This window comes from Stappia sp. (genome assembly GCF_048261845.1).
Lineage (GTDB): Bacteria > Pseudomonadota > Alphaproteobacteria > Rhizobiales > Stappiaceae > Stappia.
Genome location: NZ_JBLXFR010000086.1, coordinates 1 through 11,429, shown reverse-complemented (window position 1 = coordinate 11,429; position 11,429 = coordinate 1). Strand labels below are relative to the sequence as shown.

At 64.4% G+C, this 11,429-nt stretch carries 7 protein-coding genes and 1 pseudogene; 2 read left to right on the top strand and 6 right to left on the bottom strand.

Features of this window, described 5'->3' with window-relative positions:
• Positions 1–434 (top strand): class I SAM-dependent methyltransferase (locus ACN0T5_RS20070; RefSeq protein ID WP_417770389.1); only part of this gene is annotated, 434 nt, incomplete at its 5' end.
• Positions 419–601, top strand: a complete 183-nt coding sequence (locus tag ACN0T5_RS20065; RefSeq protein ID WP_417770388.1) for a hypothetical protein — start codon at positions 419–421, stop codon at positions 599–601. The genes ACN0T5_RS20070 and ACN0T5_RS20065, both read left to right, overlap by 16 nt.
• Positions 602–751: 150 nt before the next feature.
• On the opposite strand, the gene rpoC is transcribed toward ACN0T5_RS20065, so the two are convergent.
• The 6 genes and pseudogenes from rpoC to rplK all read right to left on the bottom strand — a co-directional run.
• On the bottom strand, positions 752–5,014 hold the full coding sequence (gene rpoC / locus ACN0T5_RS20060; protein WP_417770387.1) for a DNA-directed RNA polymerase subunit beta': 4,263 nt from the start codon (positions 5,012–5,014) through the stop codon (positions 752–754).
• A gap of 49 nt (positions 5,015–5,063) precedes the next feature.
• Positions 5,064–9,200, bottom strand: coding sequence for a DNA-directed RNA polymerase subunit beta (gene rpoB / locus ACN0T5_RS20055; RefSeq protein WP_417770386.1), 4,137 nt, complete (start codon positions 9,198–9,200; stop codon positions 5,064–5,066).
• A 239-nt stretch (positions 9,201–9,439) separates the two neighbouring features.
• Positions 9,440–9,820, bottom strand: coding sequence for a 50S ribosomal protein L7/L12 (gene rplL / locus ACN0T5_RS20050; protein ID WP_417770385.1), 381 nt, complete (start codon positions 9,818–9,820; stop codon positions 9,440–9,442).
• Positions 9,821–9,891: 71 nt separating this feature from the next.
• Positions 9,892–10,407, bottom strand: a complete 516-nt coding sequence (rplJ, locus tag ACN0T5_RS20045) for a 50S ribosomal protein L10 (protein ID WP_417770384.1) — start codon at positions 10,405–10,407, stop codon at positions 9,892–9,894.
• Between the two features lie 236 nt (positions 10,408–10,643).
• Positions 10,644–11,342 carry a 50S ribosomal protein L1 gene (gene rplA, locus ACN0T5_RS20040; protein ID WP_417770383.1) on the bottom strand — a complete coding sequence of 233 codons (699 nt, stop codon included), beginning with the start codon at positions 11,340–11,342 and terminating at the stop codon, positions 10,644–10,646.
• A gap of 1 nt (position 11,343) precedes the next feature.
• Positions 11,344–11,429 (bottom strand): annotated as a pseudogene (gene rplK / locus ACN0T5_RS20035) (50S ribosomal protein L11); the annotation flags it as partial.

The following is an 11,429-nucleotide window of genomic DNA, read 5'->3' as shown; positions in this document are numbered from 1 at the left end:
CCATCGAGTTGGGCTGTGGAACCGGCTACGTGTCCGGCTGGATGTGGCGGCGTGGCGCGCGTGTCACGGCGATCGATATCTCGTCCGGGCAACTCGCGACCGCGCGCCGCCTCGCGGCCGAACATGGCGCCGAGATCACTTTCATCGAAGGCAATGCCGAGCAGACCGGGCTTGAGGATGCCTCCTTTGACTTTGCGATCTCGGAATACGGTGCTTCGATCTGGTGCCCGCCGGACAGGTGGCTGGGCGAGGCATGGCGACTGCTGCGCCCGGGCGGGCGGCTTGTGTTCCTGGGCAACCATCCGATCTCGCTGATCGCGCGCCCCTTGATGGCGCTCCTGCCGACCGGACGTTGCACCGGCCCTATCGCGACATGTGGGGGGCGGATTGGACCGAGGTCGCCTACGAGCCGACCGGCGTGTGCTTCAACCTGACGATTTCGGCGTGGTTCGAGCTGTTCGCGGATATCGGATTTGACGTCACCGGCTTCCATGAACTCTACGCGCCCGAAGGCGCAACGGGCACGCGCGCAGCAATCCCGGCGGAATGGGCCAGGCAGTACCCGGTCGAATTCGTATGGCATCTGCAAAAGCCCGGCTGACCGCGGCTGCGCCACCGTTTCGCACCCCGCCCTGCCACAAAAAGACTTGGCCCCGCCGTTTCCGACAGGGCCAAGCGCTTGTTCGATGCCTGCCCCGGGCAGCAAGTGCGGGGCAGGCAGTGATCACATGGCCGGCGAAGGCCGGGCCGCTTAATCGCGGCTTTCCGGGGTCTCGACCAGGTTGTCGTCGAAGACCTCGCCGCCGACGACATCCTCGTCGCCGTCGTCGCCGGTTTCGGTCGGGGCAGCCAGGGCGGCGGCCGCCTCGGCCTCTTCCCGGCGTGCCTCGAGCACGACGTTGTCGCGGTCCGCGGCGATCTTGCGCACGAGCTGCGTCGCGCCGCCGGTGCCGGCGGGGATCAGGCGACCGACGATCACGTTCTCTTTCAGGCCAACCAGCTTGTCACGCTTGCCCTGCACCGAAGCCTCGGTCAGCACCCGCGTGGTCTCCTGGAAGGAGGCCGCCGAGATGAAGCTGCGGGTCTGCAACGACGCCTTGGTGATCCCCAGCAGGATCGGCTCGCCCGTCGCGGGACGCAGGCCCTTGCTGGCCGCCTTCTCATTGGCGGCGTCGAACTCGACCTTGTCCACGTGCTCGCCCTTGAGCAGCGTGGTCTCGCCCGAGTCCTGGATCTCCCACTTCTGAAGCATCTGGCGCACGATGACCTCGATGTGCTTGTCGTTGATCTTCACGCCCTGAAGGCGATAGACGTCCTGCACCTCGTCGATCATGTAGTCCGCCAGCGCCTCGACACCCATGATCGCCAGGATGTCGTGCGGCGCCGGGTTGCCGTCCATGATGTAGTCGCCCTTCTGCACGAAGTCGCCTTCCTGCACCGGGATGTGCTTGCCCTTGGGCACCATGTATTCGACCGGCTCGAGGCTCTCGTCTGCCGGCTCGATGCTGATCCGCCGCTTGTTCTTGTAGTCGCGGCCGAAGCGGACATAGCCGTCGATCTCGGCGATGATGGCGTGATCCTTCGGGCGACGCGCTTCGAAGAGTTCGGCCACACGCGGCAGACCACCGGTGATGTCCTTGGTCTTGGCGCCCTCGCGCGGGATCCGCGCGACGATGTCGCCGGGCTGGATGTCCTGCCCGTCTTCCACCGAAAGAATCGCGTCCACCGACATCGGGTAGGTCACCGGGTTGCCCGCGTCGTTGCGGACCGGCTCGCCATCCTCGTCGACGACCAGGATCTCGGGCTTGAGCTCGTTGCCCTTGGGCGCGGCGCGCCAGTCGGTCACGATCTTCTGCGTCATGCCCGTCGCCTCGTCGGTCTCGTCGCGCAGCGCGATACCGTTGACAAGATCGACGAACCGGACCTTGCCGCCCTTTTCGGCGATGATCGGCAGGGTGTAGGGGTCCCATTCGAACAGCTTGTCGCCGCGCTTGACCTCGGCGCCTTCCGTGACATGCAGCTTGGTGCCGTAGCCGATCTTGTGCGACGAGCGTTCCTCGCCGTTCTCGTCACGGATCACCAGCTTCATGTTGCGGCCGACGGCCATGGTCTCGCCCGCCGCGTTCTGCAGCGTCTGGGCGTTCTCGAAGCCGATGGTGCCGGCGTGGCTGGCCTCGAGGAAGGACTGCTGGCCGCCTTGCGCGACGCCGCCGATGTGGAAGGTCCGCATCGTCAGCTGGGTGCCGGGCTCGCCGATCGACTGCGCGGCGATGATGCCCACCGCCTCGCCGGTGTTGACGATCGTGCCGCGCGCCAGGTCGCGCCCGTAGCACATGGCGCAGACGCCATCGTCGGCTTCGCAGGTCAGCGGCGAACGGATGCGGGCCGAAACCACGCCGGCCTCTTCGATCGCGTCCGACGTGCGCTCGTCGATAAGCTGACCGGCCGGGACCAGCACCTCTTCGCTGCCGGGCTTGACGATATCCTCGGCCGCGACACGGCCCAGGACACGCTCGGCCAGGGTGGCGACGACTTCACCGTCGTTGACCGCCGGCTCGGCGGTGATCGCCTTGTCGGTGCCGCAGTCGCGGGTACGCACGATGCAATCCTGCGCCACATCGACGAGACGCCGCGTCAGGTACCCCGAGTTCGCGGTCTTGAGCGCCGTGTCCGACAGACCCTTGCGGGCGCCGTGGGTCGAGTTGAAGTACTCGAGAACCGTCAGGCCTTCCTTGAAGTTCGAGATGATCGGCGTCTCGATGATGTCGCCGTTCGGCTTCGCCATCAGGCCGCGCATCCCGCCCAGCTGCTTCATCTGCGTGACCGAGCCACGGGCACCGGAGTGGGCCATCATGTAGACCGAGTTCGGCTCCATCTCGGCGCCGTTCTCGTCGCGCTTGTTGGCCGAGATCGTCTGCATCATGGCTTCGGTGACGCGATCGTTGGCCTTGGACCAGGCATCGACGACCTTGTTGTACTTCTCGCCCTGAGTGATCAGGCCGTCCATGTACTGCTGTTCGAAGTCCTTGACCTGCTCGCGGGTCTCGTCGACCAGCGACCACTTCTGATCCGGGATCACCATGTCGTCCTTGCCGAAGGAAATCCCGGCGCGGAAGGCCTCGCGGAAGCCCATGGTCATGATCTGGTCGCAGAAGATGACCGACTCTTTCTGGCCGCAGTAGCGGTAGACGGTGTCGATGACCTGCTGCACCTCCTTCTTGCGCAGAAGGCGGTTGACCAGCTCGAACGGAGCGCGGGCGTTCATCGGCAGCAGCGCGCCAAGGCGCACGCGGCCCGGGGTCGTCTCGTAACGCTTGACGACCTCGTTGCCCTCTTCGTCGATCTGCGGAATCCGCGCGGTGATCTTCGTGTGAAGGTGCACGATGCCGGCGTCCAACGCGTGCTGGACTTCCTCGATCGAGGAAAACGCCATGCCCTCGCCCTTCATGCCCTCGCGCTCGATGGTCACGTAGTAAAGGCCAAGGATCATGTCCTGCGACGGCACGATGATCGGCGCGCCGTTGGCGGGCGACAGCACGTTGTTGGTCGACATCATCAACACGCGCGCTTCCAGCTGGGCTTCGAGGCTCAGCGGGACGTGCACGGCCATCTGGTCGCCGTCGAAGTCGGCGTTGAAGGCCGAGCAGACCAGCGGGTGCAGCTGGATCGCCTTGCCTTCGATCAGCACCGGCTCGAACGCCTGGATGCCCAGGCGGTGCAGCGTCGGTGCGCGGTTCAGCATCACCGGGTGTTCGCGGATCACCTCGTCAAGGATGTCCCAGACCTCGGGGCGCTCTTTCTCGACCAGCTTCTTGGCCTGTTTCACGGTGCTCGACAGGCCCTTGGCCTCGAGACGCGAGTAGATGAACGGCTTGAACAGCTCGAGCGCCATCTTCTTGGGCAGGCCGCACTGGTGCAGTTTAAGTTCCGGGCCGGTCACGATGACCGAACGGCCCGAGAAATCGACCCGCTTGCCGAGAAGGTTCTGGCGGAAACGGCCCTGCTTGCCCTTAAGCATGTCGGACAGCGACTTCAGCGGGCGCTTGTTGGCGCCGGTGATGACGCGGCCACGGCGGCCGTTGTCGAACAGCGCGTCGACCGACTCTTGCAGCATCCGCTTTTCGTTGCGCACGATGATGTCGGGCGCGCGCAGCTCGATCAGCCGCTTCAGGCGGTTGTTGCGGTTGATCACGCGGCGATAAAGATCGTTCAGGTCCGAGGTCGCGAAGCGGCCACCGTCCAGCGGCACCAGCGGGCGCAGCTCGGGCGGGATGACCGGGATCACGGTCAGCACCATCCACTCCGGGCGGTTGCCGGATTCAAGGAAGCTTTCGACCACCTTGAGGCGCTTGATGATCTTCTTCGGCTTCAGTTCGCCCGTGGCTTCCTTGAGGTCGGCACGCAGCTGCTCGGCCTCGGCCTCGAGGTCGATGGCGGCCAGCATCTCGCGGATTGCCTCGGCGCCGATATTGGCGGTGAAAGCGTCCATGCCATACTGGTCCTGGGCGTCCATGAACTCTTCCTCGGTCATCATCTGACCGTAGGACAGGTCCGTCAGGCCCGGCTCGATCACGACGTAGTTCTCGAAGTAGAGAACCCGCTCGAGGTCACGCAGGGTCATGTCCAGCATCAGGCCGATGCGGCTGGGCAGCGACTTGAGGAACCAGATATGCGCCACCGGCGCGGCCAGTTCGATATGGCCCATGCGCTCGCGGCGGACCTTCTGAAGCGTCACCTCGACGCCGCATTTCTCGCAGACGACGCCGCGATACTTCATCCGCTTGTACTTGCCACAGAGGCATTCGTAATCCTTGATCGGGCCAAAGATACGCGCGCAGAACAGACCGTCACGCTCGGGCTTGAACGTGCGGTAGTTGATCGTCTCGGGCTTCTTGATCTCGCCGTAGGACCACGAGAGAATCCGCTCGGGGCTCGCCAGGGAGACCTTGATCTCGTCAAAGGTCTTCACCGGGGCGACCGGGTTGAACGGGTTGTTTGTCAGTTCCTGGTTCATCTTGATGTCCTCAAATTGGGTCGGGATGGGGTGAGGGGCGCGGGGGCGCCTATTCCTCACCCTCCGAATCCAGGAGTTCCATGTTCAGGCCGAGGCCGCGGACTTCCTTGACGAGAACGTTGAAGCTCTCGGGAACGCCCGCCTCGAAGTTGTCCTCGCCCTTGACGATGCTCTCGTAGACCTTGGTGCGGCCGGCCACGTCGTCCGACTTCACCGTCAGCATCTCCTGCAGGGTATAGGCGGCGCCGTATGCCTCGAGCGCCCAGACCTCCATCTCGCCGAAGCGCTGACCGCCGAACTGCGCCTTGCCGCCCAGCGGCTGCTGGGTCACCAGGCTGTAGGGCCCGGTCGACCGCGCGTGGATCTTGTCGTCCACCAGGTGGTGCAGCTTGAGCAGGTACTTGACGCCCACGGTGACCGGGCGCGCGAACTGCTCGCCGGTGCGGCCGTCGAAGAGGACCGACTGGCCCGAGGTGTCGAAGCCGGCGCGCACCAGCGCGTCGTTGACATCGGCCTCCTTGGCGCCGTCGAAGACCGGGGTCGCGATCGGAACGCCGCGCGTGACGTTGCCGGCGGCCTCGACCAGGCGGGTCTCGTCCATGTCCTTGATGCCCTCGTCGAAGACATCGTCGCCATAGGCCTGCTGCATCGCCTCTTTCACCGGGGTCAGGTCACCCGAGCGACGATACTCGTCCAGCGCCTCGTCGATCCGCAGGCCCAGGCCGCGCGCGGCCCAGCCCATATGGGTCTCGAGGATCTGGCCGACGTTCATCCGGCTCGGCACGCCCAGCGGGTTAAGGCAGAAATCGACCGGCGTGCCATCGGCGAGGAACGGCATGTCCTCTACCGGCACGACCTTCGAGATCACGCCCTTGTTGCCGTGGCGGCCGGCCATCTTGTCGCCCGGCTGAAGCTTGCGCTTCACCGCGACGAAGACCTTGACCATCTTCATCACGCCCGGCGGCAGGTCGTCGCCCCGGCGCACCTTCTCGACCTTGTCCTCGAAGCGGGCGTCGAGGGTGCGCTTCTGCACCTCGTACTGCTCGTTCAGGGCCTCGACGATCTGTGCGTCCTTCTCGTCCTTGAGGGCAAGCTGCCACCACTGGCCGCGGCTCAGGCCGTCGAGCAGTTCCTCGGTGATTTCCGAGTTGGCCTTGACGCCCTTGGGACCTTTCACCGCAACCTTGCCCAGCAGCATGTCGCGCAGGCGGGCATAGATGTTGCGGTCGAGGATGGCGAGCTCGTCGTCGCGGTCGCGCGCCAGGCGCTCGACCTCTTCACGCTCGATCTGGAGCGCGCGCTCGTCCTTGTCGACGCCGTGACGGTTGAAGACCCGCACCTCGACGACAGTGCCGAAATCGCCCGGCTTCACGCGCAGCGAGGTGTCGCGCACGTCGCTGGCTTTCTCGCCGAAGATGGCGCGCAGCAGCTTTTCTTCCGGGGTCATCGGGCTTTCGCCCTTGGGGGTGATCTTACCCACGAGAATATCGCCCGGCTCCACGTCGGCGCCGATGTAGACGATGCCCGCCTCGTCGAGGTTGCGCAGGGCTTCCTCGCCGACGTTGGGAATGTCGCGGGTGATCTCTTCCGGCCCAAGCTTGGTGTCGCGTGCCGCGACCTCGAATTCCTCGATGTGGATCGAGGTGAAGACGTCATCGCTGGCGATGCGCTCGGAGATCAGGATCGAGTCCTCGTAGTTGTAGCCATTCCAGGGCATGAAGGCGACGACGACGTTCTTGCCGAGTGCCAGTTCGCCCATGTCGGTGCTGGGGCCGTCGGCGATGACCTCGCCCTTGCCCACGGTGTCGCCCACCTTCACCAGCGGACGCTGGTTGATGCAGGTGTTCTGGTTCGATCGCTGGAACTTGCGCATCCGGTAGATGTCGACCCCGGCATCGCCGAGCTCGAGATCTTCGGTGGCGCGCACGACGATCCGCTGGGCATCGACCTGGTCGATGATCCCGGCGCGGCGCGCCATGATCGCGGCGCCCGAGTCGCGGGCGACGATCTCTTCGATACCGGTGCCGACCAGCGGCGCCTCGGCCCGCAGCAGCGGAACCGCCTGGCGCTGCATGTTCGACCCCATCAGCGCGCGGTTGGCGTCGTCATTCTCGAGGAAGGGAATGAGCGATGCGGCGACCGAGACCAACTGCTTGGGCGAGACGTCGATCAGGTCGACGGTCTCGTTCGGGGCCAGGGTGTAGTCGCCCGACTGCCGGGTCGAAACCAGGTCGTTCACGAACTTGCCGCTGTCATCGAGGTTGGCGTTGGCCTGGGCGACGGTGTGGCGCATCTCTTCAGTGGCGGACATGTAGTGAACCTCGTCGGTCACCTGCCCGTCCTTGACCACGCGATACGGGGTCTCGATGAAGCCGTACTTGTTCACCCGCGCGAAGGTCGCGAGGCTGTTGATCAGGCCGATGTTCGGGCCTTCCGGCGTCTCGATCGGGCACATGCGGCCATAGTGGGTCGGATGCACGTCGCGCACCTCGAAGCCCGCGCGTTCGCGCGTCAGACCGCCCGGGCCAAGCGCCGAGAGGCGGCGCTTGTGCGTCACTTCGGACAGCGGGTTGGTCTGGTCCATGAACTGCGACAGCTGGCTCGAGCCGAAGAATTCGCGCACCGAGGCCGCCGCCGGCTTGGCGTTGATCAGGTCCTGCGGCATCACCGTGTCGATCTCGACGCTGGACATACGCTCCTTGATGGCGCGCTCCATGCGCAGCAGGCCGACGCGGTATTGGTTTTCCATCAGCTCGCCGACCGAGCGCACCCGGCGGTTGCCGAGGTGGTCGATGTCGTCGATGTCGCCCTTACCGTCGCGCAGTTCCACCAACGCCTTGATGCAGGCGACGATGTCCTCGCGTCGCAGGGTGCGCACGCTGTCGTCGGCATCGAGGTTGAGGCGCATGTTCATCTTCACCCGACCCACGGCCGAGAGGTCGTAACGCTCGGAATCGAAGAACAGCGTGTCAAACAGCGCGCTCGCGGCCTCGACGGTGGGCGGCTCGCCCGGGCGCATGACGCGGTAGATGTCCATGAGCGCGGTCTCGCGGCCCATGTTCTTGTCCATCGCCATGGTGTTGCGGATGTAGGGGCCGACGTTGATGTTGTCGATGTCGAGAACCGGGATATCGGTGATGCCGGCCTCGATCAGCTCCTGCAGGGTACCGCCGGTCACTTCGCCGTCCTTGTCGCGCTCGAGCGTCAGCTCGTCGCCCGCCTCGACGTAGATCGCGCCGGTCTCTTCGTTGATGATGTCCTTGGCGACGAACTTGCCGACGATGTGGTCGTAGGGCACCAGGAGATCGGTGACCTTGCCGGCGTCGATCAGCTGCTTGACCGCGCGCGGAGTGATTTTCTTGCCCGCTTCCGCGATCACTTCGCCGGTCTTGGCATCCACGAGGTCATAGCCCGGACGGGTGCCGCGCACGCGCTCGGGGAAGAACTTGGTGACCCAGCCCTTGCCCTTCTTCAGTTTGTAATCGACGGTGTCGTAATAGGCATCCATGATGGCTTCCTGGTCCAGCCCGAGGGCGTAGAGCAGGGTCGTTACCGGCAGCTTGCGACGGCGGTCGATACGCGCAAACACGATGTCCTTGGCGTCGAACTCGAAGTCCAGCCAGGAGCCGCGGTAGGGGATGATCCGGCAGGCGAACAGCAGCTTGCCCGACGAATGGGTCTTGCCCTTGTCGTGGTCGAAGAACACGCCGGGAGAGCGGTGCATCTGGGACACGATCACGCGCTCGGTGCCGTTGACAACAAAGGTGCCGTTGGGCGTCATCAGGGGCATGTCGCCCATGAACACGTCCTGTTCCTTGATGTCCTTGACCGACTTGGCGCCGGTATCCTCGTCCACATCGAAGACGATCAGGCGCAGCGTCACCTTGAGCGGCGCCGAATAGGTCATGTCGCGCTGCTGGCACTCCTCGACATCGTACTTCGGCTTCTCGAGCTCGTATTTCACGAATTCGAGGACCGAGGATTCGTTGAAATCCTTGATCGGGAAGACCGACTGGAACACGCCCATCAGCCCTTCGCCGTCCTGCGGGCCGGACTGGTCGCCGGAGTTCAGGAACAGGTCATAAGAGGATTTCTGAACCTCGATGAGGTTCGGCATCTCCAGCACTTCGCGGATCTTGCCGTAGTATTTGCGAAGACGTTTCTGGCCAAGGAAGGATTGCGCCATGGTCGATGTCACCTTTCAGTTTCTCACCGGACGCGGCGGCTGTCGGGCCACAGCACCACGCCCATACGAGACGGCACCCGTTCGATCAATTCACGGCCTTCGTCCCAAGGAAGGCCTCCCGATCATGAACCGCGCCTGAGAAAGAGCTTTCACGGCAAGCTCTTGCCAAGACAGGTTCGGCTGGGCGCGGTTTTCCGCACCCAGCCATGTCATGGGCTACCGGGTTCCCCCGGCGCCGATTACTTGAGTTCGACTTCGGCGCCGGCTGCTTCCAGCTTGGCCTTGATCTCTTCAGCTTCTTCCTTGGACGCGCCTTCCTTGACGGCCTTGCCGCCGGCGTCGACCAGTTCCTTGGCTTCCTTGAGGCCCAGGCCGGTGATGCCGCGGACTTCCTTGATCACGTTGATCTTGGAGGCGCCAGCGCTGACCAGGATGACGTCGAACTCGCTCTGCTCTTCAGCGGCTGCGCCGCCTGCGTCGCCAGCCGGACCCGCCATCATGACGGCGCCGCCTGCTGCGGGCTCGATGCCATACTCGTCCTTGAGGATGGTTTTCAGTTCTTGGGCTTCGAGAAGCGTCAGACCAACGATCTCTTCTGCCAGTTTCTTCAGATCAGCCATTTTACTGTTTCCGTTCTGTTAATATGTGTCCCAACGTCGGGCGATCAACCCGCCGCGGTTCAGTCAGATGCCTAGGCAGCCGCCTTGTCCTCGATGGTGGACAGGATGGATGCGATATTCGAAGCAGGTGCGCCAACGGCCCCGGCAATGTTCGCGGCAGGCGCGCCGATGCTGCCGACGATCGAAGAGATAAGCTCTTCGCGCGAGGGCATCTTCGACACAGCCGCAACACCGGCCCGGTCCAGAGCGTTCTCACCCATTGCGCCGCCGAGAATCTCGAACTTCGGATTCTCCTTGGCGAATTCCTCGGCCACCTTGGCTGCCGCCACGGGGTCTTCGGAATAGGTGAGGACGGTCATCCCCGTCAGGTATTCGGCGATGCTTGCGCAAGGCTTACCTTCAAGGGCGATCTTGGCGAGCCTGTTCTTGGCGACGCGTACGGCCCCCCCGGCATCGCTTGCGCGTGCCCGGAGATCCTGCATCTCGGCAACTGTCAGACCCGCGTAGTGTGCAACCACCACGACGCCAGAGCTTTCAAAGATCTGGCCGAGTTCGTCGACCAGTTTCTCTTTTTGTGCTCTATCCACAGTTTCACTCCAGTTTTGGGGATTGCTCCCCGGCTCAGGTTTGCCCGCCGATGGTCTGGCAGGCGTTCGGGTCCAATTCAGGGTCCCGAGGCCGCGATCGCCCGAGGCATTCGCCTACGGAAATCTTGTCTCGTTCCCCATCTCAGGAAGGAATTATGAGCTTTCGCTCACCCTCCGTCTCGGACAGGACGGGGCCGCGAGGCCCCGCCATCTAGCGGCCGAAGCCGCCAAATCTCTTACTCTCCCGTGGCGCCGGCCACGTCGACCGTGACGCTCGGACCCATGGTCGAGGTCAGCACGATCTTCTTGAGGTAGGTGCCCTTGGCACCCGCCGGCTTGGCCTTGGCGACAGCACCGATGAAGGCGCGGACGTTCTCGACCAGCTTGGCCTCGTCGAACGAGGCCTTGCCAACCCCGGCGTGAACCACGCCCGCCTTCTCGGCCTTGAACTGGACCTCGCCGCCCTTCGCCGCCTTGACGGCCTCGGCCACGTCCATGGTCACCGTGCCGACCTTCGGGTTCGGCATCAGGTTGCGCGGGCCCAGGACCTTGCCCAGGCGGCCGACGATCGGCATCATGTCCGGCGTGGCGATGCAGCGATCGAACTCGATCTTGCCGCCCTGCACGGTCTCCATCAGGTCCTCGGCACCGACGATGTCGGCCCCGGCTTCCTTGGCCTCGTCAGCCTTGGGGCCGCGGGCGAAGACGGCGACGCGCACGTCCTTGCCGGTGCCGTTGGGCAGGCCGACAACGCCGCGGACCATCTGGTCGGCGTGGCGCGGATCGACGCCAAGGTTCATCGCGATCTCGACGGTCTCGTCGAACTTGGCGTTGGCGTTGCCCTTGACCAGCTTGACGGCCTCTTCAACCGAGAGGTTGTCCTTGCCCTTGACGGCTTCGCGGGCGGCAGCGGTGCGTTTTGCGAGTTTTACCATCTTACTTCACCTCGATGCCCATGGAGCGGGCAGAGCCCAGGATGATCTTCATCGCGCCCTCGACGTCATTGGCGTTGAGGTCCTTCA

Excerpts from the sequence above, each read along its gene's own strand:
- rpoC (WP_417770387.1), bottom strand. The coding sequence starts at position 5,014 with ATGAACCAGGAACTGACAAACAACCCGTTCAACCCGGTCGCCCCGGTG.
- rpoB (WP_417770386.1), bottom strand. The coding sequence starts at position 9,200 with ATGGCGCAATCCTTCCTTGGCCAGAAACGTCTTCGCAAATACTACGGC.
- rplL (WP_417770385.1), bottom strand. The coding sequence starts at position 9,820 with ATGGCTGATCTGAAGAAACTGGCAGAAGAGATCGTTGGTCTGACGCTT.
- rplA (WP_417770383.1), bottom strand. The coding sequence starts at position 11,342 with ATGGTAAAACTCGCAAAACGCACCGCTGCCGCCCGCGAAGCCGTCAAG.